Raw genomic sequence first — 21,525 nt, 5'->3', positions numbered from 1 at the left:
GCCACACGCACTACATCGTATATTTTCAGCGTACTCTACTTGAGTGTCTGCAGAGCAAGAGGGGCATTCAATCTGCATGAATAACTCCGAGTTCAATAGCAGGCATGTCTGCTAAATTGGCATTAGTGCTGCATTAAAATGGAGCAGCATGTGATCTTTATTGATAAATCAGAGTCCACGCTATCAATCGAATCAAAGTCAATCAATGGCACGCCAACAAAGAGTCCAAAAGCTTTATATGAGCAGTGGAATGTGGCACCAAAGTGGGACTAAGCTATCGATTGAGCCACACTGGAGCCATTTAGTCGCAACATAGTCCGAATAAGTGCAGCTATCTATTGCGAAAGTATCTGGCTTTGATAGGGGGTATTAAGCAACGGGTTCCTTCCCTTGAAATACCACCACTTGGTGCTGACAGTCATGGCAGGTTGATGTGTAGCGCACACCACGTTTTGAGATTTTGGTGTTCGAACTTCTGCACGCCGGGCAGAGCTGTTTCATCGCGGTATTTGTATCGCAGTTGCAACACTTCACGTAATACCCGTAGCGCCCCCAATTCCCGCTTAGCGCCTGCGTTTCGCCGCACTTCTTGCAAGCGATGCCACGGATTTTAGGTTCGGTTTCGATAGGCTGTGAATGAGGGGGTGCTTCGGTGGTATTGAGTGTTTGCGGAACTGCCTGAGCTTGTAGCTTAAGGGGGTTGGGGGCTTGTGGAGTAGGCTCAGTAACAACGGACGAAGTCATAGTTTGGTGCTGCGCCATTAGGAAGTCGCAGATGGCTTTAAGTTCTTCCTCGCTGAAGTCCGGCAGGGTCTTCACGAAGCTAGTGACAGCACCGATGTCGGTGATCCCCTTGAGGCTGTCCGCCAGGAACTCACACTTAACCACCATCGAGCTGATCCTATTTGGCATGGTGTCTCGGTGCAAAAGCGCTGAGCTGGAAACTGCGCAGATGTTTTCATAACGTCGAGCGCCAAAGCTTTGTTGCATGAGTCCAAACAGCTTCTTTGGCAATATCTCGCCTGCATGGTCGTTCAACAACTTGCGTAGGGCTTGTTGCTGTAGCTCCAGTTGCTGAACTGGCGACGGCATCCCCTTCCAGTGGCCTTTGTAGCTTCGAGACCACTCCCCACTCTGGTTGACTCTGACTTCGCCATGGATGCTCTTGGATTCAATCAGAATGAAGCCATGTTTGTAGATAAGCAGGTGGTCGATCTGGCTGACATCGCCTCTGTGCTCGAATCTGAAGTCGTTGATAACGAACACGTTAGGGTTCTCTGCATAAGCTCTGCGAAGGAAGAAGGCGACATCCTTTTCGTGTTGAGCGCCGAATTGAGCCTGTATGCTGGTATTAGAGCTGTTGCTGACATCCTTGTCTTTAAGAATCATCGTCTTCCTTAATTTTTCTAAGGGGAAACCCGTCGAGCTTTCCTTTTGTGTATTCCAATAGCCACCGATATATGGTTTCCCAAAACTCATCCGGGTTGGGAATCGGCCTCTCGATCTCAATAGCTTTTTCGACGACTTTTGCCCTAATGCGTTTAGCTGCATCCCTTGGGCTATCGTAGCGTCTGGCATGATAGAGCTCGATTGCTAACGACTTTAACGGATCATCTCGTTTAGCTTTGGCTTTCCCTCCAGTTTTACCTTGTTGAGTCTTAGTTTGGGATTTGGCGTTTTCAGCAAAAATCTCTCTAGATATCTGCTGGAGCTCGCCGTTTCGGTGTACCAGGAGGTTAGCAAAAAGCTGCTCAAGCAGGTGCTGCGCTGATTAGCTGTCCCCTAGTTGTTCGAGTGCGCCTATGGCTTTCAACTTTGATTGATACTCAATCGGGATATGGGACAGCAGTTGCTCAGCCTTTTCTGTTTGCTCTGAGCTTATTGGCTCGCCAGTGTTTGCGACATCGGCTGGGAGGTTAGCAAGGCATTTGGCGACGGCAAGCTCTAGTTCCTCGACACGCTCGATGATCCCATCCTGCTTTGCAGCTTCTTCGATCAGTGACGCTCGGTCTGAGTCATCTTCTGGTTCTGCCTCATCCAACGCGGTGAAATCCTCAAAGCCGAACGCCTGTGAGAAGTGATCTATGAGCTCGTCTGTATTGCTAAGCCCTAAGCTACGGAAGCATTCTAGAGCTTGGATCAGTTCATCGCGTGATGGTGTGCTCTTCGACATTTGCTCAAGTCCTTTTTAATGCAAATATCCCTAGGTGCATGGATTCATTTTGCAGTGGATCGTGAGAAATCGCAAAGTGTCGAAAAGGGAGGTTTGGCCGAGGATTTGGGCCGGAAAGAGCACAAAAAAACTTTGGTTTTTGGTCGGCACATGCGCGGCACAAAAAATTTGTTAAATTTTAAGTGTCTGAAAGATATTGTAAAAAGAGGGATTTTGGCCTCCCCAAGAGGACTCGAACCTCTATCGGCCGCTTAGGAGGCGGCTGCTCTATCCTGTTGAGCTATGGGGAGGAGGTAGGCAGGCCCATTCTAGCCAGTAGGGCTGTGGATTGAAAAGGCCCGCAAATCAATTGCCTAAAGTTTCGACTGACGTGGGGCGCGCTGCACCCAGTCGCCCACTTGTACGCCCATCAGGGCGGTGGGGCCGTCAAGACGGGCGCGGGCCCGCTCCGGTTCAACCTGCTCCAGAGTCAGCACCAATTGGCTGGGTTGTGCCCAGGCGTCCTGCTGCTGGACAATCTGTAGTTTGTCTCCGGGTCGTAAGCCGTGACGCAGTCCCAGGCTGACGATGGCGCGGTTGCCGTTCAGTTCGAGGATGCGCCCTTTCAGCGGTTGGCAGGCGAGGGTGTGGTTCAGGTCCTGCACCACCTCATTGCCAATCCGACGCAGCTCCTGTCCAAAGTCGCTGTCCCAGAATCGCTCGGTGGCGGTGTCTGCCATCTCCTGGCGCTCGTAGGGCCAGCCTCCCTGACTGCGGTAACGCTCGCTCCATACCCGTTCACTGGTGAAGGCGTCATACAGCACCGCTTCCAGCGCCAGATTGCGGGTGGCGTCGCGCTCCCAGTATCCCAGCACCCGGTCGGGTCGCACCACGCTCAGGTCATCAAAGGTCAGCGCCAGCACATACTGGCTGTTGTCCTGCTCGCCCAGAGAGCGCACCCACTGGCGGTCATGGCTGTTCAGGTCGATGCGCAGATCTTCCCGGGCGTTGCCGAAGGCGTAGCGCCCCTCGCCGTTCAGGGTGTTGCTGATAAAGCGACTGAAAGCGCCGTCCAGTTCATACAGACCACCGGGCACCAGTTGCTCCCGATAGCGCACCTGTGCCCGGGGGATGCTGATCGCCACCCGGCCTGCCGGGCCACGGCACTCGCCCAAGGCGTCGTTCACCATATTGACCCGCAGGGCGACGTGGTACTGATTGCCGCTGCGTCGCTCGGAGAGGATCTCCATGGAGGCGATGGTCGCCTGACTCTCCATTCGCAGCTGTTCGTCCACCAAGACACCGTTGCGGCTGCGCTGCTGGTAATCCAGCTGGGCGCCGGAGTTCATCACCGCCTGACTAAGGGCCCGGTCGATCGCCCGCTGGCGGGCATCTTCGATGTCATCGTTGATGATCTGGGCCTGACCACTGAGCTCCAGGTAGCCGGCCAGAGCGGCGGGACTGAGAAGCAACAGTGAGAGAAAAGCGAGACAAAACCGGTTCATGTGGCAATTGTGACCTGGGCGTTGAGGTTGGCCCGATTATAAGCAAAGCTTGTGCCTAAAGCTTACGGGGGCCGGGTCGATACCAAGGTATGCGAGTGACAGGAGATGGTTCAATGCGAGTGATGGCGCGAGTTTTGCCCGCTGCGCTGCTGTTGGGTCTGGTGGGGTGTGCCACACCACCAGAGGCCCCGGATGGGTACGTCGCCAGCGAAGACGGCAAGGTGTTGCCGCCGCAAGGGGCGCTGAACCTGCTGGCGGATGCCATCGCGCGGGATCTGGTGCGTCATCATGACAACCTGGATACCACGCAGCTGACGGCGGTCACCACCCCGGTGATGCTGGAGGAGTTTGACCAGAGCAGTCAGTTTGCCCGCCAACTGGGTGAGGCGCTGACCTCGGCACTGCATCAGCAGGGGCTGAATCTGGTGGATCTGAACGGCAGCGATACGGTGCGGGTGACGGAGCAGGGCAACCTGCTGCTGAGTCGGGATTTTGAGAAGCTGGCGGGTCAGTTGCCGGTGGAGCAGGTGGTGGTGGCCACCATCGCCACCAACCGGGAATCGGTGTTGGTCAACAGCCGCATCATCTCGGTAGCCAACCGCCGCATTTTGTCGACGTCGCAAACGACGGTGCCCTGGGCGCAGTTGCCGCAATATTTTGGTCCGTCCCGCCAGGTGAGCCTGGAGCAGGGCGGCTTGTACCGTCATGAAGCCCCCGGCCGGGGTAGCGTGGTGGAGCTGGAGGAGCGATGAGAATCTTGCCGTGTGCGCTGCTGCTGACGGCGCTGTCCGGATGCGCCGGTTACGACCGCTACGTCGAGTATGAAACCGTGGCGCCGGAATCCTTTCCGGTATTGACCGCCACCGGCATTGCGCCGCTCTCTGCCCAGTTGGGTGACAACGAGCAGGAGAAGATGCGCCGGGCGATGCGGGCCGCCAAACTGGACGCTTACCGCGAGCTGGCGGAGCAGGTGTACGGCCAGCGCATTCAGGGCGTCAGTGAGATGGATGAGATGGTGCTGCGCCGGGATGAGTTCCGGGCGCAAGTGGATGGGGTGATCCGCGGTGCCCGTGTGGTGCGCAGTTATCCGGTGGGGGACAGTTATGTCACCGAGCTGGAGCTGGACTACAAGGTGGTGTGGGAGCTGTACCAGCAACAGCCCCGTCAGCGGGTGCGCTCCGTCAGCTATTACTGAGCGATGCGTCTTGAACAGGAAACCGGCCAGTGTGCCGGTTTTTTTGTGCCTATCGCAGAGTAGCGTGGGCTTGCAGCCCACGGGCCGTGGCGGATTCGGAGCACCATGGGCAAGCAGGGTGATGTCGCGAACAATAGGGTAGCGTGGGCTTACAGCCCACGGGCCGTGGCGGATTCGGGGCACCATGGGCAAGTAGGGTGATGTCGCGAACAATAGGGTAGCGTGGGCTTACAGCCCACGGGCCGTGGCAAATTCGGAGCACCTAACCGTGGGCTCAAAGCCCACGCTACGAGTGCACGGCACAAAAAAGCCCGGCAAGGCCGGGCGTTTTGAGAGCGGTGGGTTACCGCTATACCTGAATGCTTTTGCCGAGGCGCTGGCCGACGTGGGTTTGCCCTTCGCCGGTGTAGGTCATGGCGCTGGCGTGGCGGGTGCGCTGCATCAGTTGCTGCAGTCGGGTCAGACTGGCGCTGACCAGCTCCGCCTGAGCCTGGTTGTGTTCGTTGCGGCTCTGGCACTCTGCCAGACGGGCCTGGGCCTGCTTCAGGGTATCAGCCAGGGCCGGGTCGGTTTTCACCTGCTCAATCTGCGGATGGCGGCTCAGTACCGTATCGGCCTGTCCGATGTTTTCCAGCAGGGTGAGCTTCTCTTTCAGCAGGGCTTCAATCTGGTCTACGTCGCGCTGCACCAGGGCCTCGGTTTCCCGGGCCAGAAGCGCCAACAGCTGATCCAGGCGGATCAGCTGTTGGGAAAGCAGTTCAGAGAGGGAGGTCTCACTCATCCATCAGCCCGTTCAGTTCGTTCTCGAACTTGGTGATGTTCTGAGCCAGACGCTCGGGGTCAACATGGTAGCGGCCTTCGGCAATCGCTTGCTTGATGGCGTCCACTTTGCCCTGGTCGATGCCGGTGGCATTGGCCAGGTTGCTTTCCGCCCGGGCCAACTGCTGGGCTTGCTCAGTCAGCACTACGGCGTCGCCTGCCGGGCGGGCAGGGGCCGGGCTGCTGTCGCTGTTGACGGCCGGTTTCGCCTTGCTCTGGCTCGGCAGAGTGTGGCTGGCACCGGTGGTCAATTTGCTGAGATCGATCGCCATAATGGTTTGGCTCCGTTAAATAATGTGTCTTCGCTCACCCCGGTTATCGCCCGGTTCGCGCAAAGCTTTAGTGTTTTTTACATCCGGACTTCGACTTCGCCGACGCCGACCACTCTGGCATCGATGATACGTTTTGAGCGGCTGTTTTGCACCCGGATGGTGTCACCCAGTGCGCCGCTGCCCCGCGCTTCCCCGCCGGTCTTAATTTCGATGCCGCCGGTGCGGGCGAAGATGGTCACCAGGTCGCCGCTGCACACCAGACAGATGTTGTTATTGCCGATGGGCTGACCGCTGCCAATGCGGCGGATCAAACGGGCGCCCACCAGTTGGTTGGGGTCGGTAACGGTATTGCCGCGCAGGGTGTTGGCGTCCCGGTACTCCAGCCGCAGATGCTGCGGTTCCAGCACCGCGTCCGCGTTCAGGGTGGCGGTGGCCACCACCACCGGGTACTCGAAGCGGGTCTGCACCGGCACATAGAGGGACCAGCCCTGATCATCCGCGCAGCTGACCTTAACGGTGACGTAGCGGCCAAAGCCGTTATTCCCCGGCGCACTCGCCAACAATGGCTGCTTACAATCAGGATACTTAAGCCGGTTGTCCAGTTCATTGGCCTCGACCGTGACCCGGGCACCGTCCGGCACCGTGATGTGGGCCTGAACGTAGTCTGCCGCCGTGGCGCGAATCGCCTCCAGCGAGGTGCCACTGGCGTTTGCCAGGGTGGCGGACAGCAGTCCTGTCACCAGGCAAAATACCCGGGAGTAAGCGGTTGAGAAAGTTCGCATTCGCCGATCCATTACTCTTATAATCGAACCCGTTTTTAGGGAGTGTTTTACCAGTTTCTGACGGGCTCGGTTGAACCGGGTTTCGGAAATTGATACAACGCCGCTGCATTATAACGACAATCGGCCGATATAACCCAATAGCGGCAGCTATGCCCCGGTTTTCGAAAAGTTTTGATAAGGACGTTCCCTTATGGCCAGTATTTTGGATTCGGTGAACCAGCGTACTCAGCTGGTGGGTCAAAACCGCCTCGAGTTGTTGCTGTTCCGCCTCCAAGGACGCCAGCGCTACGGCATCAATGTGTTCAAGGTTCGCGAGGTGCTGCAGTGCCCCAAGCTGACCGCGCTTCCCCATCAAAGTGGCCTCATCCGGGGCGTTGCCCACATTCGCGGGCAAACCATTTCCGTTATTGATCTCTCGGCGGCCATCGGTGGCCCTGCTACCCAAAACCTGGATACCGCGTTCGTCATCATCACCGAGTACAACCGTTCCGTACAGGGCTTCCTGGTCAGCGGTGTTGAGCGCATCGTCAACCTGAACTGGGAAGGGGTGTTGCCACCGCCGAAGGGCAGTGGTCGCAGCAACTACCTGACTGCCGTGACCGAGCTGGATCAGCAACTGGTGGAGATCCTCGACGTGGAAAAGGTGCTGGATGAGATCTCTCCGGCCCGTGCCGAGGTGAGCAAAGAGGTGGTGGCTGAGCTGGCACCCACCCAAACCACCCGTAAAACGGTGCTGGTTGCGGATGACTCCTCTGTGGCCCGCAAACAGGTTCAGCGTGCACTGGAGCCGATGGGGCTGGACCTTATCGTGGTGAAGGACGGGCTGGAAGCGCTGAACAAGCTCAAAGAGCTGGCGGAGGATTGCCAGGACATCTCCGAGAAGATGAGCCTGGTGGTGTCCGATATTGAGATGCCGGAGATGGACGGTTATACCCTGACCGCCGAGATCCGCGCCCACCCCAAACTCCGCTCCCTGAGCGTGATTCTGCACACCTCGCTGTCCGGGGTCTTTAACCAGGCGATGGTGCAGAAGGTGGGGGCCAACGAATTCATTGCCAAGTTCAATCCTGATGAACTGGCTCGTACCGTCAACAACTACCTCGTTACCAAACAAGGGGAATAACATTGCCAACGAAGTCTCTGGCAATCCAAGACTATCAGGCTTTCGCTGACTTTCTGCAGCGTCAGTGCGGGATCGTTCTGGGCGAAAACAAGCAATACCTGGTTCGCAGCCGACTGGGCCCGCTGATGGCATCACACCATGCCACCATGACGGACCTGGTCCGTGAGGTGATGCGTCCGGAAGGCTCCGCCCTGAAAACCCGGGTGATCGAGGCGATGACCACTAACGAAACCTTCTGGTTCCGGGATGGTTACCCGTTCGAGCTGCTGCAAAACGAGGTGTTGCCGGAGATGAGCCAGGGCAATGGCCGGGTGCGGATCTGGTCCGCCGCCTGTTCCACCGGGCAGGAGCCTTACTCCCTGGCGATGAGTCTGCAGGAGTATCGCCGCAAGAACCCTGGCCGCCTGATGCAGGGCGGGGAGATCCTGGCGACCGACCTGTCCACTAAGGTGCTGGAGCAGGCCCAGAGCGGCGAATACGACGCGCTGGCGATGGGGCGGGGCCTGAGCGACGTCCGTAAGCAGCAGTTCTTTGATTGCCTGGGCGAGGGCCGGATGAAGGTGAAGCCGGAGATCCGTCAGGGCATCAGCTTCCGTCAGCACAACCTGTTGGACAGCTACCTGCTGTTGGGGCGCTTCGACATCATCTTCTGCCGCAATGTCCTCATCTACTTCTCTCCGGAGAACAAACAGAAAATTCTGCGGCAATTCGCTGCCGCTCTGAACCCGGGGGGGTACCTGTTCCTGGGGGCATCCGAGTCCATCGCTAACCTGAGCGATGACTTCGAAATGTGCCGCTATCCCGCGGGTATCCTCTATCGCAAGCGATAAGGCGAGCGACGATCAATCCTAAGGCGTGTCGAATGGCACGCCTTTTGCTTTTTATTGGCCATACGGATCCAGGAGGCAAAGTATGGCCATCTCTTTTGACAAGGCATTAGGCATTCACCAGCACACCCTCGGTGTGCGGGCGGAGCGTGCGGAAGTGCTCTCCAGCAATATCGCCAATGCTGACACCCCCAACTACAAGGCGCAGGACCTCGACTTCGAGCAGGCGCTGGCGGGGGCAAAGAGCCGGCAAGCGTTTGCCCTCTCCCGGAGCCACGAAAAACACTTTGATGCCAGCATCGATCCGCAGCCGGGCCTGAAGTTCCGGTCGCCGCTGCACCCGGATACCGGCGATGGCAATACCGTTGATCTGCAAACCGAGCGCAACCTCTTTATGCAGAACACCCTGGAGTACCAGATGAGCCTGGGCTTCCTGGATGGCAAGTTCAGCGGCCTTAAGAAAGCGCTGCGAGGAGACTGAGCATGAGCCTGTTCAAGATCTTTGATACCGCCGGTTCCGGCATGAGTGCCCAGTCGGTACGCCTCAATACCACCGCGTCCAACATCGCCAACGCCAACAGCGTCAGCTCCAGCGCGGGTGAGACCTATCGCGCACGTCAGCCGGTGTTTGAAGCGGCTCTGCAGCAGGCCTCCGGCTACCAGAGCCAGAGTGTGCCGGTGCAGGTGGCGGGCATTGTCGAAAGCGACAAGCCGCTGGTGCGCCAGTTCAGCCCCAACCATCCGCTGGCGGACCAGGAGGGCTACATCTACAAACCCAACGTCAACGTGGTGGAGGAGATGGCCAACATGATCTCCGCCTCGCGCAGCTACCAGGCCAACGTGCAGGTAGCCAGTGCTGCCAAAGAGATGGCCCAGCAGACCCTGCGTCTGGGCAAAGGCTAATCGGGAGTAATTGTCCGTGAGTACCATTAACAACAACTACCTTGACGCCATGCGCTGGCAGCAGGAGTCGCCGGTACCGGAGTCCAACGCCAACCAGGCGCTGACTCAGGAAGACTTCTTTTCCCTGCTGTCTCAGCAGCTGTCGATGCAGGACCCCATGAAGCCGGTGGACAACGATCAGATGATCTCCCAGATGTCCTCCTTTGCCACCGTGGATGGGATCAACAACCTCAACGACGAGATTAAGAGCCTCAACACCGTGATGACCTCCAACCAGGCGCTGCAGGCGTCCGGTCTGGTGGGGCAGAAGGTGCTCATCCCCTCCAACATGGGCTACCTGAGCGACGCCGCCACCCCGGTTTCCGGTGTGGTCAGCGCGCCGAGTGGCACTCAGAACCTGATGGTTCGGGTTGAGGACAGCACCGGTCAGGTGGTTCGCACCATCAGCGTGGATGCGGGCGCCGGCGGCAATGTGGATTTCGTCTGGGACGGCACCGATGCCGAAGGCAAACCTTTGCCTCCCGGCACTTACAGCTTTAGCGCACAGGGTGTGGCCGATGGCAGCAATCAGGAGCTGCCGGTCTCCACCTACGCGCACGTTAACAGCGTCACATTGGGTGGCGCCGACTATGACACCGTATTGAATCTTCGTGGCCTGGGCGGGATCAGCCTGGGTGACGTCTTGGCCGTTGCGGAAGGATAAAGGAAGCTAACTCATGTCATTCAATATCTCCCTCAGCGGTCTGAACGCCGCCCAGAAGGACCTGAACACCACGTCCAACAACATCGCCAACGTAAACACCATCGGCTTTAAAGAGTCCCGTGCCGAGTTTGCGGACGTGTACAACAACTCGCTGTTCACCAACAGCAAGACCAACGTGGGTGCCGGTGTGGCCACCGCGCAGATCGCCCAGCAGTTCCACCAGGGCGCGCTCGCCTTTACCAACAACGCGTTGGACCTGGCGATCAACGGCAACGGCTTCTTCGTCACCAACTCCGAGTTTGGCAGCCAGGATTTCTCCTACACCCGTGCCGGTGCATTTAAGCTGAACGACAGCAACTTTGTGGTCGACAGCCAGGGCAACTACCTGATGGCGCTGCCGGTGAACGCGGACGGTTCCGTTCAGTCGGTGTCTCTCTCCACCACCAAGCCGGTGCAGATCCCCCAGACCGCGGGTCAGCCCAACGCCACCAGTGAAATCACCATGTCGATGAACCTGCCGGCCAACGACGTGGAGATGGACCCGGCCCTCTTTAACCCGGCGGATCCGACCACCTATAACACTGCCACCTCGGTGACCATCTATGACTCTCTGGGTGAGCCTCATATCCAGACCAGCTACTTCATCAAGCCCAATGGCGGCTCGCTGAACAACAACAACCAGTGGGTGGTGTTCACCACCGTGGACAACCAGCCGGTGGACATCTGGGATGTGGCCGGTGGTGCCGCAACGTCTGGTCAGTGGGGCCAGGACACCAACGGTGATGGCGTTGCTGACGTCACCAACAACGCGGTTGCCGCCAGCGGCCAGACCGGCTTCGTGATGAGCTTTGACGATGTCGGCGGTTACATCGGTTCTGATCCCGCCGTGATTCAGACTCAGGCACTGGGCCTGGATGATCCCTCTTCCGGTGTACCGGGTGACGGTGCGGGCATCATCGGCCCCGGTGCCGACGGCACTCAGCGTATGACCCTGAAGTTCAACAACCCGACTCAGTACGCCGCCCCGTTTGAGGTGACCGAACTGAGCCAGGATGGCGCCACCGTGGGTCGTCTGACCAACGTGGAAGTGACCGCTGAAGGTCTGATCAACGCCACCTACTCCAACGGCACTCAGCAGGCGCTGGGCAAAGTGGCTCTGGCCCGTTTTGCCAATGAGCAGGGTCTGACCCAGATCGGCAACACCTCCTGGAAGCAGAGCAATGACAGTGGTGAGCCGCTGGTGGGCGAGCCCAATGTGGGCGCGTTCGGCAGCATCCGCTCCGCCGCACTGGAGCAGTCCAACGTGGACCTGACCACCGAGCTGGTGGATCTGATCAGCGCCCAGCGTAACTTCCAGGCCAACTCCCGTGCTCTGGATGTGTCCAACCAGCTGTCTCAGAACATCCTGCAGATCCGCTGATCCGGCCCTTGCCTCTCTCTTGCCGCCTCCATCCGGGGGCGGCAAGTCGTTTCCCCTCCTGAATTGACCCTCTTTGCTCCACCCCTCGGTTTACCGGGCTTTAACGCCTGCCGCACGGCGTCAAAATTCACTGGCACGATAGTTGCTATGAATTGCCCAGAGTTTCAGGAATTTGACCCAGGGAACGACGGTGGACAACTACCTCTATATCGCTGCCAGCGGCGCCAAGCAGAACCTGCACCAGCTGGCCAGCCACGCCAACAATCTGGCCAACGCCAAAACCGATGGCTTCAAGGCGGACATGAGTCAGGCCCGCGCCATGCAGGCGTTTGGCGAAGGGTTGCCGACCCGCGTCTTTGCCATGACCGAGCGTCCCGCCACCGATTTCGATCCCGGCGCCATCAAAACCACCGGCCGTTCTCTGGACGTTGCCATCAAGGACCAGGGCTGGTTCGTGGTTCAGGATGACAGCGGCAACGAAGCGCTGACCCGCTCCGGCAGTCTGCGTTTTGATGAAGCGGGCATGCTGATGAACGGCCAGGGTCAGCCGGTAATGGGCAACGCTGGCCCCATCTTTCTGCCTCTGCCGATTGAAAAGGTGGAGGTGGCCCAGGACGGCATGGTGACGGTTCGCCCACAGGGTGCACCGGCCAACGCCATGGAGGAGGTGGGCCAACTGCGGCTGGTCAATCCCCCCCTGAATTCCCTGACCAAAGGCGAAGACGGCCTGTTCCGCCGCCTGGATGGTCAGCCCTACCAGAACGCGGTTGAGGTCAGTCTGGTGACCGGCGCGGTGGAGGGCAGTAACGTCAATCCGGTCAACGAACTGGTGGGCATGATTGAAGCCCAGCGTCAGTTTGATATGCAGCTCAAGCTGATGAAGACCGCCGAAGAGAATGATCGCGCCCAGTCGCAGTTGATGCGCTGAGCCTGAAGGAGAAACACCATGCAACCGGCATTATGGATCAGTAAGACCGGGCTCGACGCCCAGCAGACCGACATCGCCACCATCTCCAACAACCTGGCCAACGCCAGCACCGTCGGTTACAAGAAGAGCCGGGCGATCTTTGAAGACCTGCTCTACCAAACCATCAACCAGGCGGGCGGCATCAGCTCCCAGAACACCGAACTGCCTGCGGGCCTGACCCTGGGGGCGGGCACCAAGGTGGCGGCCACCCAGCGCATCTTCAGCCAGGGCAATATGCTGACCACCGACAACAGCCTCGACCTGATGATTGAAGGCCCGGGTTTTTTCGAGATTCAGCTGCCGGACGGCAATATCGCTTACACCCGCAACGGCCAGTTCGCTCTGGACGATGAGGGCCAGTTGGTGACTCCGGGTGCGGGCTTCCTGCTGAACCCCGGCATTCAGGTGCCGGAAGACGCCCAGAGCATCACCGTATCCGGTGAGGGTGAAGTCTCCGTGCGGGTGCCCGGTGCGGCGGAAAACCAGGTGATCGGTCAGATCGAAGTGGCCAACTTCGTGAACCCCACTGGTCTGGAGCCGATCGGCCAGAACATGTTCCTGGAAACCGGTGCCAGCGGCGCGCCGATCCAGGGGGTACCGGGTTTGGATGGTCTTGGCACCCTGCGTCAGGGCGCGCTGGAAACCTCTAACGTGAACGTCACCGAAGAGCTGGTGAACATGATTGAAAGTCAGCGCATCTACGAGATGAACTCCAAGGTGATCTCTACCGTGGACCAGATGCTGGCCAACCTGAACCAGCAGCTCTAAGGGGAGGCGTAAGATGGCCCGCACTGTGATTCGTACTGCATTGGGTTTGGCGGCACTGCTTGCGCTGGCAGGTTGTGTTCACCCCAATTCGCCCATTCCGGACGACCCCTACTATGCGCCGGTTTATCCGGATCTGCCGCCCAGCCAGGTGGTGACCACCGGGTCCATCTTCAACGACGGCTACGCCAACGAACTCTACTCCGACATCAAAGCGCTGAAAGTGGGTGATGTGATCACCGTGATGCTGACGGAGCAGACTAAAGCGAAGAAGTCCGCCTCCAACGAGATCAGCAAAGACAACAAGATGCAGTTGGACCCCATCAGCGCAGGTGGCGGCCCGATCACCGTTAACGGCCAGACCATCGATCTCTCATACAAAGAGAAGTTCGACATGAGCCGGGAGTCCGACGCCAACCAGTCCAACAGTCTGGCGGGTTCCATCTCGGTGAACGTGTTGCAGGTGCTGGCCAACGGTAACCTGGTGATCCGCGGCGAGAAGTGGGTCACCATCAATGACGGTGACGAGTTTATCCGCATCACCGGCATCGTCCGTCCCCGCGACATCAGCCCGGACAACACCATTGAGAGCACCCGGGTGGCCAACGCCCGCATCCAGTACTCCGGTACCGGTACCTTTGCCGACTCCCAGAAGTCCGGCTGGCTCTCCAAGTTCTTCTCCGGCCCGCTGTGGCCGTTCTGATGGGAGGCGGAATGATGCGCGCCATACTGACCGCCCTGTTGCTGCTGTTACCCCTGTCGGCGCAGGCGATGCGACTGAAAGACATCTCTGATGTGCAGGGCGTCCGCTCTAACCAACTGGTGGGCTACGGTCTGGTGGTGGGCTTGCCGGGCACCGGTGAGCAGAGCCGCTACACCGAGCAGAGTTTTACCACCATGCTCTCCAACTTCGGCATTAATCTGCCAGCCAATGCCCGCCCCAAACTGAAAAACGTGGCGGCGGTGGCAGTACACGCCGAACTGCCGCCGTTTGTGAAACCGGGCCAGAGCATCGATATCACTGTGTCCTCCGTGGGCAGCGCCAAGAGCCTGCGCGGCGGCACCCTGCTGCAAACCTTCCTGAAGGGGGCCGATGGCAAGGTGTACGCCCTGGCTCAGGGCAGTCTGGTGGTCTCCGGCTTCTCCGCTGAGGGGCTGGACGGTTCCAAGGTGCTGCAGAACACCCCGACCGTGGGTCGTATCCCCGGTGGCGCCACCGTTGAGCGCAGTGTTCCCACCCCCTTTGCCAACGGTGACTTCCTGACCTTCAATCTGCACCGCCCCGATTTCTCCACCGCCAAGCGGGTGGTGGAGGCGGTAAACGGGTTGCTGGGCCCGGGCGTGGCCCGTGCGCTGGACGCCACCTCGATTCAGGTCTCGGCCCCCCGTGATCCCTCTCAGCGGGTCTCCTATCTGGCGACGCTGGAGAACCTGCGGGTGCAACCGGCGGATGAGTCCGCCAAGGTGATCGTCAACAGCCGTACCGGCACCATCGTAGTGGGTAAGGATGTGCGCCTGATGCCTACCGCCATCACACACGGTGGCCTGACGGTGACCATCAGCGAAAACATCAATGTGTCCCAGCCCAACGCTTTTGGCGGTGGCAACACCGTGGTGACGCCGGAATCCCAGATCGGCGTGACTCAGGATGACAGCCGCATGTTCAAGTTTGATACTGGCACCACGCTGGACGAGCTGGTGCGGGCGGTGAACGAAGTGGGCGCAGCCCCCTCGGATCTGATGGCGATTCTTGAAGCGCTGTCTCAGGCGGGCGCCCTGCGCGGCGAACTGGTGATCATCTGATGGACGGTCTCAAGCAATCCGGACAGCACTACATGGACCTGGCGGGGCTGGACCAGCTGCGCCAACAGGCCCAGCAGGATCCGGACGCCAGTTTGAGAGAAGTGGCGCTGCAGTTCGAAGGGATCTTTATGAACATGCTGCTCAAGAGCATGCGTGACGCTAACGCCGCCTTTGAGGACAGTGACAGCCCCTTCCACTCCCACACCACCCAGTTCTATCAGCAGATGCACGACAGCCAGCTGGCGCAGTCACTCTCTGCCCAGGGCAGTCTGGGACTGGCGGATTTGATTGTGGCCCAACTGGGCGGCGATGACTCGATGACCCCGGCGTCTGCCCTGAACCGCGGCGAGAGCCTCGGGCCGGTCGCCCTGCCGGTCACGCCGAGTGTCAGCCCGGAGCGGTCCGCCTCTGCCGAAGTGGCGAGCGTGGCATCAGCACCGGCTCCCGTTCAGGCCGAACCGGCGCATCCGCCAATGGCGGCAGCGGCCAACCCCACACCACAGAATTTTGAGGGGCCGGAGCACTTTGTTCGCAGCCTGATGCCTCATGCCCGCGAAGCGGCGCAGAGCCTGGGGGTGGACCCCATGCTGCTGATCGCCCAGTCGGCGCTGGAGACCGGTTGGGGCCGTAAGGTGTTGAAAGATGGCGAAGGCCAAAGTAGCCATAATCTTTTCAACATCAAGGCCGATAACCGTTGGCAGGGAGAGAAAACGGCGATCAATGCGCTGGAGTTTGAATCTGAACTGCCGGTGATGCGCCGCTCCAATTTCCGGGTGTATGAGAACCTGAAAGCCAGCTTCGACGATTACGTCGAGTTTGTGCGCCAGCCTCGCTACCGGGATGCACTGGAGGCCAGCGACAGCGAAGGCTATATCCGCGCGCTGCACAAGGCAGGCTACGCCACCGACCCTCAATACGCCGATAAGATCATGCAGTTGTTTAACGGCTTAATGAAACAGTACACCCCCTTCGGGTTGTCAGAGTAAGGACGTCCCATGGCCGACTTGATGAGCATTGCCCGCTCCGGAGTACTCGCCGCCCAGAAACAGATGGGGGTGACCAGTAACAACATCGCCAACGTGGGTACCGAGGGGTACAACCGTCAGGTGGCGGAGCAGCGTACCTCCGAATCCACCTACCTGGCCGGCTACTTTCTGGGTACCGGCACCTACGTGGCGGACGTCAAACGGATCTACAACGACTACGCCCAGCGGGAGCTCTCCCTCTCCATCAGTCAGCACAGCCAGGCGGAAACCCGCTACGGCAAGATGTCGGAGCTGGACCAGCTGTTCTCCATCGTTGGCAAGGCGGTTCCCAATTCTCTTAATACCCTGTTTGAGAACGTCAACAACCTGGTGGATATGCCCTCCGACCTTGGTGTGCGGGAAAACCTGCTGACCAGTGCCGGCCAGCTGACCGCCGCGTTCAACTCGCTGGGGCAGGAGCTGGAAGGGCAGATCCGGCAGGTTAACCAACAGCTCAACGGCGTGGTGGACCGGGTGAATGCCATCACCTCGGAGCTGGCGGACATCAATCAGCAACTGCAGAAGGTGGGCGGACAGGATCTGCAACTGCTGGACCAGCAGGACCGTCTGATCAACGAACTGTCCGAGTACGTGCAGGTCAACGTGATCCCCCAGGACTTCGGGGTGAAGAGCGTCATGGCGGGCGGCTCCATTATGCTGGTGGCCGGGGAAACCCCGATGCAGTTGGGGATGACCTCTGGCGATCCTATTACTCACGAAACCCGCCTGACCGGCACCAGCGGCAACCAGACCGTGATTCTGGGCACCAGCGCGGTGGGCGGTGAGATGCAGGCGCTGATGGATTACCGCGACCAGGATCTGGCCGGTGCGATTCAGAAGCTGGGGGTAATGGCCCTTGGCGTGGCTGACGCTTTTAATCAGTCCCAGGCGTCGGGGTTCGATCTGGACGGCAATGTCGGTCAGAACCTCTTCAGCGACATCAACGACCCCAATATGACCATCGGTCGCGTGGCGGTGTATGGCAACAACGGCGGCACCCAGGCACTGGGGGTGGAGATTGACGACACCAGCGCCCTGACCGGCGGTCGCTACGACATGAGTTTTGATGGCACCAACTATCAGGTCACAGACCAGTATGGCGCCACCACCACCCTCACTGCGGACCCCAATGACGCCACTCGCCTGATTGGCCCTGATGGCTTTTCCGTGCGGCTTGGCCCGGGTGCCCCGGCGGCGGGCGACAAGTGGACCCTGACCCCGTCTGCGGGCGCGGCGGCCAGCATCGATGTGGTGATGGACAACCCCCGTGGCCTGGCGGCGGCCGGTTATGGGCTGGAAACCCTCTCCGGCAATGGCGAGGCCCGTCTGGTGGCGGTGGACCGCACCGACCCGACGCTGCCCGCTAACGGCACCCTGATGACGGTGCAGGTGGACATGACCGCAGGCACTTTCAGTGTCACCGACAGTCAGGGCAACGCCCTTTCCACCGGCACCATCAGCAACAACCAGATCAGCACCCTGGGCTTTACCCTGGCGCTGGACCCGGCGGTGGCCGATGGTGACCAGTTCAGCCTCGACATCAGTTTCGGCCCGGGCGACAACCGCAATGCGGTCAATATGGCCGGGCTGGCCACCGCCAAGATCATGGGAGGCGGTAACGCCACCATGACCGACGTTTACGAGGGGATCACCACCAGCGTCGGTGGACAGACCCGCGCTGCTGAGGTGGCACTGGACTCGGCGGAGACCGTCAAGATGCAGGCCACCGAGCGCGTGGCGTCGGAGTCCGGGGTCAACCTGGATGAGGAAGCGGCCAACCTGATGCGCTTTCAGCAGGCGTACCAGGCGTCGGCACGGATCATGACCGTGGCCAAGGAAACCTTCGACACGCTGTTTGCGGCGGTTCGATAAGGAGAGCGTATGCGCATCGCCACTAACCAGTTCTATAACCTGAACACCACCAATCTGCTGCGCCTGCAGTCGGACACCAACGGCACGCTTCAGCACCTCTCCTCCGGCAAGAAGATCCACACGGCGGCGGATGATCCGGTGGCCTCCATCGTGCTGGAGAACCTGAAGCAGCAGAACCAGCAGATCAGCCAGTACAAGGCCAACATCAACCTGGCCAACAACCGCCTGTCCCAGCAGGAGGGGCGGTTGGGTGAGTATGAAAACCTCATCATGAACAGCCGTGACCTGATTGTTCAGGGTAACGACGGTGCCCTGTCCGATGAGAACAAGGGTGCGCTGGCACAGGATCTTCGGGAGACCCGCAAGGCGATCCTGGCGCTGGCCAACAACCAGGATGAGTCCGGCAACTTCCTGTTCGGCGGCTACCAGACCAGCACCAAGCCCTTTATCGAGGACGCCAACGGCAACGTCAGCTATCAGGGGGACAGCGGTCGCCGTGAGGCGGTGGTGGCGGATGGGATTAACATTCCGGTGAACGAAGCGGGGGATCGCATCTTTATGTCGGTTCCCAATGCCAGCGGTGATTACCGGGCGGATTACGCCAACGCCACCATGACCGGCGAGTGGTTTGTGGAGAAGGCCGAGGTGGTGAATCCCGGCGCCCACACCGCCGGGGATTTCAGCATCCAGTTTGTCGATGACGGGGCAGGAAATGTCAATGTGCAGGTGGTGGATGACGCCACGCCGCCCAATACGCTGCTGCCCTCTCAGCCCTTTGATGCCACCGTGCCCCTGAGCTTTAACGGCATGGAGGTGCAGCTGTCCGGTCACCCGGAGATTGGCGACAGCGTGACCCTGTCAGGCCAGTCTGAAGTGGACATCTTCAGCACCCTGAATGACGTGATCGGTATGCTGGAGACCCCCGCAGGCTTGATTGGTAACGCCGCTCAGGCTCAGTACGCTCAGGCGCTGGCGGACATGGGGGAGACCATGACCCACGCGTCGGTGATTCGGGCGGAAACCGGCAACTATCTGAAGTCGCTGGACACCTATCAGGCGCAGCACGAAAACCTGGAGTTGGTGGCGGCGTCTGCCCAGTCCACTCTGGAGGACCTCGACTACGCCAAAGCGATCTCCGACTTTGAGAAGCAGTCGATGGCGATGAGTGCCGTCTCCCAGACCTTTGGTAAGGTCAGTGGCCTGAGCCTGTTTAATTACATCTGAGCTGTGCTGACTTACTCATAGACAACGCCCGGTTTAAGCCGGGCGTTATGGTATCTGGCGCCTGAAAAAGTCAGGGTGTCAGCGGCCAAACGAGAAGCAACATGGGCAGAGAAACGGCCAATACCAGCAGTTCCATCGGCAGTCCCAAGCGCCAGTAGTCACCAAAGCGAAAGCCGCCCGGCCCCAGTATCAGGGTGTTGTTTTGATGCCCTATGGGGGTAAGGAAGGAGCAGGAGGCCCCAACGGCCACCGCCATCAGAAAGGTGTCGGTACTGACACCCAACTGCGCCGCCAGACTGCTGGCAATCGGGCACATCAAGGCTGCGGTGGCGGCATTGTTCATAAAGTCCGACAAGGTCATGGTAAGCACAATCACCAAGGCCAGGACCAGCTCAGGTTGTTCGGCGTCAAAAAGGCCAAGTCCCATCTGAGCAATCCAACTGGCGGTGCCTGTACTCGACATCGCTTCGGCAACGGGCATCATGGCACCAAGGAGCACGATGACCGGCCAATCGACGGCGTTATAGACCTGCCCCGTCGGAATGATGCCAGCCAGAAGGAACAGCACCACGCCAAGAACAAACGCACTGGCAGAAGTCATAAAGCCGATGCCACTGAGCAGCAGCACACCAGCCAGAATGAGGATCGCCAGTAAGGCTTTGCTGGTGTCGTATAACGCCAGATCCCGTTGTGCCAGAGGCAAACATCGGTAGCCACTGGCGAAGGTGTTCTGTGCCCCTTTATCACCTTGCAGCAATAGCAGGTCTCCGGTTTTTAAGGGGGTCGTTTTCAGTCGATGGATACTGTGTTGTCCCTGTCGGGATATGGCCATCAGGGTCAGACCAAAGCGGGTGCTCAGGCCGATATCCAAAGCGGAGCGCCCAAGCAGAGGCGAATTGGGCATGACAACGTATTCCTGATAGGTGATCTCCTTAAGCTTCTCACCATTATCCTCAGTGTCCGGCTCAATGGTTTTGGCATCAGTATCAGCATCAGCTTCGGGAGAGGGGAGCGTCATTCCAAGCAGAGACAAGGCATTGCTTAGGTCCTGGGGCTCCAACTCGAGCAATACCGTATCCCCTTGTGCCACCTGTCTCCAGGGCAGCGCCGGGCTGAGCTTCAGATTACCCCGGTGCAATGCGACCAACTGACCATCGATTCCTTCCTGTTCCAGCAGCTTCTCCAGCTGGGTTAACGACTTTCCAATGGAGGGGCTGCCTTCACCGACGGCAACCTCCGTCAGGTAACTGCCACTTTCGAAATCCTGTCCCAGTTTGGCGGCACGATGAGGGACAAGCCGCCACCCCACCAGGACAACAAAGGCCACACCTGCCAGTGCAACGGCACCGCCAACGGGGGCAAAATCAAACAGTTGGAAGGACGCCTGATTCACATCATTACGGAACCCGGAGACAATCAGGTTTGGTGGCGTGCCGATCAGCGTGATCATCCCGCCAAGGATGGTGCAGAAAGAGAGGGGCATGAGCAGCTTTCCTGGCGCCATATCTGACTTGTTTGCCACCGAGATCGCCAACGGCATTAATAACGCCATTGCCCCTACGTTGTTCATAAAAGCCGATATAAAGGCACCAATCAGGCACAGAATGCTCAGAGACACGATTGGCCCTGCCTGCTTGGGCAAAAGTCGATTCGCCAGCAGGTTCAGTACGCCACTGGACTGCAATCCGGCACTGATGATAAGCACGCCCGCGACCGTAATTACCGCCGGATGGGAAAAGCCGTTGAACACCTGCGTTTCGGGGACCAAACCGAATAGCACACAGCTCATCAATCCGATCAGGGCCACGACATCGTGTCGGAGGTTGCTGAAGAGGAACATGAAAATGATGCAGGCAACGACGGTAATGACCAGAAGATGTTCAGGCATAGCGTCCTTGAGCGTGAATTCCGTGATGGATTGAGTATGGCACCGGGGATACCAGCATGAACGGTCGAACGGCCCTTTATCATTGGCACGCTGCGGCAGAACAAACGTCCTGAGCCGAAGAGGGAAAGTTCCGCGTAACGTGGGCCCGTGGCCCACGGAAAGCAGGGAGATTCGGGCGACAAACGAACGAGCCTAAACTGGAAACCCACCCTATGAGCAGCCCACCGCTCAGTGGCCAATTACGCTCTTTTTTACCTACGGTTCGTGGGCCACAGGCGGC

22 protein-coding genes and 1 tRNA gene are annotated in these 21,525 nt (G+C 59.1%); 15 read left to right on the top strand and 8 right to left on the bottom strand.

Annotated elements, in window-relative coordinates; genetic code table 11:
* Positions 1-369: 369 nt before the first annotated feature.
* From KUV52_RS01485 to KUV52_RS01470, 4 genes are all read right to left on the bottom strand, one after another.
* Positions 370-1,389 carry a nuclease-related domain-containing protein gene (locus tag KUV52_RS01485; RefSeq protein WP_222524166.1) on the bottom strand — a complete coding sequence of 340 codons (1,020 nt, stop codon included), beginning with the start codon at positions 1,387-1,389 and terminating at the stop codon, positions 370-372.
* 382 nt (positions 1,390-1,771) lie between these two features.
* On the bottom strand, positions 1,772-2,173 hold the full coding sequence (locus tag KUV52_RS01480; RefSeq protein ID WP_222524165.1) for a hypothetical protein: 402 nt from the start codon (positions 2,171-2,173) through the stop codon (positions 1,772-1,774).
* A 214-nt stretch (positions 2,174-2,387) separates the two neighbouring features.
* A tRNA-Arg gene (locus tag KUV52_RS01475) sits at positions 2,388-2,463 on the bottom strand.
* Positions 2,464-2,526: 63 nt separating this feature from the next.
* A complete protein-coding gene (locus KUV52_RS01470; protein ID WP_222524164.1) occupies positions 2,527-3,657 on the bottom strand; it encodes a flagellar assembly protein T N-terminal domain-containing protein in 1,131 nt (376 codons plus the stop codon).
* A 113-nt stretch (positions 3,658-3,770) separates the two neighbouring features.
* On the opposite strand from KUV52_RS01470, the gene KUV52_RS01465 reads away from it, so the two are divergent.
* The gene (locus tag KUV52_RS01465; protein WP_222524163.1) at positions 3,771-4,409 is read left to right on the top strand and encodes a FlgO family outer membrane protein; all 639 of its coding nucleotides are present in this window, start codon (positions 3,771-3,773) and stop codon (positions 4,407-4,409) included.
* Complete coding sequence (locus KUV52_RS01460) at positions 4,406-4,852, top strand: LPP20 family lipoprotein (protein ID WP_222524162.1); 447 nt, start codon at positions 4,406-4,408, stop codon at positions 4,850-4,852. Before KUV52_RS01465 ends, KUV52_RS01460 begins: the two co-directional genes overlap by 4 nt.
* A 349-nt stretch (positions 4,853-5,201) precedes the next feature.
* On the opposite strand, the gene flgN is transcribed toward KUV52_RS01460, so the two are convergent.
* The 3 genes from flgN to flgA form a co-directional block, all read right to left on the bottom strand.
* Positions 5,202-5,633, bottom strand: a complete 432-nt coding sequence (flgN, locus tag KUV52_RS01455; RefSeq protein ID WP_222524161.1) for a flagellar protein FlgN — start codon at positions 5,631-5,633, stop codon at positions 5,202-5,204.
* A complete protein-coding gene (gene flgM / locus KUV52_RS01450; protein WP_222524160.1) occupies positions 5,626-5,943 on the bottom strand; it encodes a flagellar biosynthesis anti-sigma factor FlgM in 318 nt (105 codons plus the stop codon). The genes flgN and flgM overlap by 8 nt, the downstream gene beginning before the upstream one ends.
* Positions 5,944-6,020: 77 nt before the next feature.
* On the bottom strand, positions 6,021-6,725 hold the full coding sequence (gene flgA, locus KUV52_RS01445) for a flagellar basal body P-ring formation chaperone FlgA (RefSeq protein WP_222524159.1): 705 nt from the start codon (positions 6,723-6,725) through the stop codon (positions 6,021-6,023).
* Between the two features lie 190 nt (positions 6,726-6,915).
* Here flgA and KUV52_RS01440 point away from each other — a divergent pair, with 190 nt between their 5' ends.
* The 13 genes from KUV52_RS01440 (at position 6,916) to flgL (ending at position 19,357) form a co-directional block, all read left to right on the top strand.
* Positions 6,916-7,848, top strand: a complete 933-nt coding sequence (locus KUV52_RS01440; protein ID WP_222524158.1) for a chemotaxis protein CheV — start codon at positions 6,916-6,918, stop codon at positions 7,846-7,848.
* A complete protein-coding gene (locus KUV52_RS01435) occupies positions 7,845-8,678 on the top strand; it encodes a CheR family methyltransferase (RefSeq protein ID WP_222524751.1) in 834 nt (277 codons plus the stop codon). Before KUV52_RS01440 ends, KUV52_RS01435 begins: the two co-directional genes overlap by 4 nt.
* Positions 8,679-8,760: 82 nt before the next feature.
* Positions 8,761-9,156, top strand: a complete 396-nt coding sequence (flgB, locus tag KUV52_RS01430) for a flagellar basal body rod protein FlgB (RefSeq protein ID WP_222524157.1) — start codon at positions 8,761-8,763, stop codon at positions 9,154-9,156.
* Positions 9,157-9,158: 2 nt separating this feature from the next.
* A complete protein-coding gene (flgC, locus tag KUV52_RS01425) occupies positions 9,159-9,578 on the top strand; it encodes a flagellar basal body rod protein FlgC (protein ID WP_222524156.1) in 420 nt (139 codons plus the stop codon).
* Positions 9,579-9,594: 16 nt separating this feature from the next.
* Positions 9,595-10,281 (top strand): flagellar hook assembly protein FlgD, encoded by a 687-nt coding sequence (locus KUV52_RS01420; RefSeq protein ID WP_222524155.1) that lies wholly within the window; start codon positions 9,595-9,597, stop codon positions 10,279-10,281.
* A 13-nt stretch (positions 10,282-10,294) separates the two neighbouring features.
* On the top strand, positions 10,295-11,701 hold the full coding sequence (flgE, locus tag KUV52_RS01415; RefSeq protein ID WP_222524154.1) for a flagellar hook protein FlgE: 1,407 nt from the start codon (positions 10,295-10,297) through the stop codon (positions 11,699-11,701).
* 190 nt (positions 11,702-11,891) lie between these two features.
* The gene (gene flgF, locus KUV52_RS01410; RefSeq protein ID WP_222524153.1) at positions 11,892-12,629 is read left to right on the top strand and encodes a flagellar basal-body rod protein FlgF; all 738 of its coding nucleotides are present in this window, start codon (positions 11,892-11,894) and stop codon (positions 12,627-12,629) included.
* An 18-nt stretch (positions 12,630-12,647) separates the two neighbouring features.
* Positions 12,648-13,436: a flagellar basal-body rod protein FlgG gene (gene flgG / locus KUV52_RS01405; protein ID WP_222524152.1), complete on the top strand. Its 789-nt coding sequence runs from the start codon at positions 12,648-12,650 to the stop codon at positions 13,434-13,436.
* A gap of 28 nt (positions 13,437-13,464) precedes the next feature.
* Positions 13,465-14,136 (top strand): flagellar basal body L-ring protein FlgH, encoded by a 672-nt coding sequence (flgH, locus tag KUV52_RS01400; protein ID WP_409996466.1) that lies wholly within the window; start codon positions 13,465-13,467, stop codon positions 14,134-14,136.
* Between the two features lie 14 nt (positions 14,137-14,150).
* Entirely contained in the window at positions 14,151-15,236 is a 1,086-nt protein-coding gene (locus tag KUV52_RS01395) for a flagellar basal body P-ring protein FlgI (RefSeq protein ID WP_409996465.1), read from the top strand.
* Positions 15,236-16,222: a flagellar assembly peptidoglycan hydrolase FlgJ gene (gene flgJ / locus KUV52_RS01390; RefSeq protein ID WP_222524149.1), complete on the top strand. Its 987-nt coding sequence runs from the start codon at positions 15,236-15,238 to the stop codon at positions 16,220-16,222. The genes KUV52_RS01395 and flgJ overlap by 1 nt, the downstream gene beginning before the upstream one ends.
* Positions 16,223-16,231: 9 nt before the next feature.
* Entirely contained in the window at positions 16,232-18,133 is a 1,902-nt protein-coding gene (flgK, locus tag KUV52_RS01385; protein ID WP_222524148.1) for a flagellar hook-associated protein FlgK, read from the top strand.
* 9 nt (positions 18,134-18,142) lie between these two features.
* Positions 18,143-19,357, top strand: coding sequence for a flagellar hook-associated protein FlgL (flgL, locus tag KUV52_RS01380; protein WP_222524147.1), 1,215 nt, complete (start codon positions 18,143-18,145; stop codon positions 19,355-19,357).
* 70 nt (positions 19,358-19,427) lie between these two features.
* Here the strand turns inward: flgL and KUV52_RS01375 are convergent, their stop codons facing one another.
* The gene (locus KUV52_RS01375; RefSeq protein WP_222524146.1) at positions 19,428-21,245 is read right to left on the bottom strand and encodes an SLC13 family permease; all 1,818 of its coding nucleotides are present in this window, start codon (positions 21,243-21,245) and stop codon (positions 19,428-19,430) included.
* Between the last annotated feature and the right edge of the window lie 280 nt (positions 21,246-21,525).

It is taken from the genome of Ferrimonas balearica (assembly GCF_019802055.1).
Lineage (GTDB): Bacteria > Pseudomonadota > Gammaproteobacteria > Enterobacterales > Shewanellaceae > Ferrimonas > Ferrimonas balearica_A.
The sequence above is the reverse complement of the archived record's forward strand: the minus strand, read 5'-3'. Positions and strand labels throughout refer to the sequence as shown.

Bases quoted from the DNA above. Each gene is read 5' to 3' on its own strand.
- KUV52_RS01485 (WP_222524166.1), bottom strand. From the start codon at position 1,389: ATGATTCTTAAAGACAAGGATGTCAGCAACAGCTCTAATACCAGCATA.
- KUV52_RS01480 (WP_222524165.1), bottom strand. From the start codon at position 2,173: ATGTCGAAGAGCACACCATCACGCGATGAACTGATCCAAGCTCTAGAA.
- KUV52_RS01470 (WP_222524164.1), bottom strand. From the start codon at position 3,657: ATGAACCGGTTTTGTCTCGCTTTTCTCTCACTGTTGCTTCTCAGTCCC.
- KUV52_RS01465 (WP_222524163.1), top strand. From the start codon at position 3,771: ATGCGAGTGATGGCGCGAGTTTTGCCCGCTGCGCTGCTGTTGGGTCTG.
- KUV52_RS01460 (WP_222524162.1), top strand. From the start codon at position 4,406: ATGAGAATCTTGCCGTGTGCGCTGCTGCTGACGGCGCTGTCCGGATGC.
- flgN (WP_222524161.1), bottom strand. From the start codon at position 5,633: ATGAGTGAGACCTCCCTCTCTGAACTGCTTTCCCAACAGCTGATCCGC.
- flgM (WP_222524160.1), bottom strand. From the start codon at position 5,943: ATGGCGATCGATCTCAGCAAATTGACCACCGGTGCCAGCCACACTCTG.
- flgA (WP_222524159.1), bottom strand. From the start codon at position 6,725: ATGCGAACTTTCTCAACCGCTTACTCCCGGGTATTTTGCCTGGTGACA.
- KUV52_RS01440 (WP_222524158.1), top strand. From the start codon at position 6,916: ATGGCCAGTATTTTGGATTCGGTGAACCAGCGTACTCAGCTGGTGGGT.
- flgB (WP_222524157.1), top strand. From the start codon at position 8,761: ATGGCCATCTCTTTTGACAAGGCATTAGGCATTCACCAGCACACCCTC.
- flgC (WP_222524156.1), top strand. From the start codon at position 9,159: ATGAGCCTGTTCAAGATCTTTGATACCGCCGGTTCCGGCATGAGTGCC.
- flgE (WP_222524154.1), top strand. From the start codon at position 10,295: ATGTCATTCAATATCTCCCTCAGCGGTCTGAACGCCGCCCAGAAGGAC.
- flgG (WP_222524152.1), top strand. From the start codon at position 12,648: ATGCAACCGGCATTATGGATCAGTAAGACCGGGCTCGACGCCCAGCAG.
- KUV52_RS01395 (WP_409996465.1), top strand. From the start codon at position 14,151: ATGCGCGCCATACTGACCGCCCTGTTGCTGCTGTTACCCCTGTCGGCG.
- flgJ (WP_222524149.1), top strand. From the start codon at position 15,236: ATGGACGGTCTCAAGCAATCCGGACAGCACTACATGGACCTGGCGGGG.
- flgK (WP_222524148.1), top strand. From the start codon at position 16,232: ATGGCCGACTTGATGAGCATTGCCCGCTCCGGAGTACTCGCCGCCCAG.
- flgL (WP_222524147.1), top strand. From the start codon at position 18,143: ATGCGCATCGCCACTAACCAGTTCTATAACCTGAACACCACCAATCTG.
- KUV52_RS01375 (WP_222524146.1), bottom strand. From the start codon at position 21,245: ATGCCTGAACATCTTCTGGTCATTACCGTCGTTGCCTGCATCATTTTC.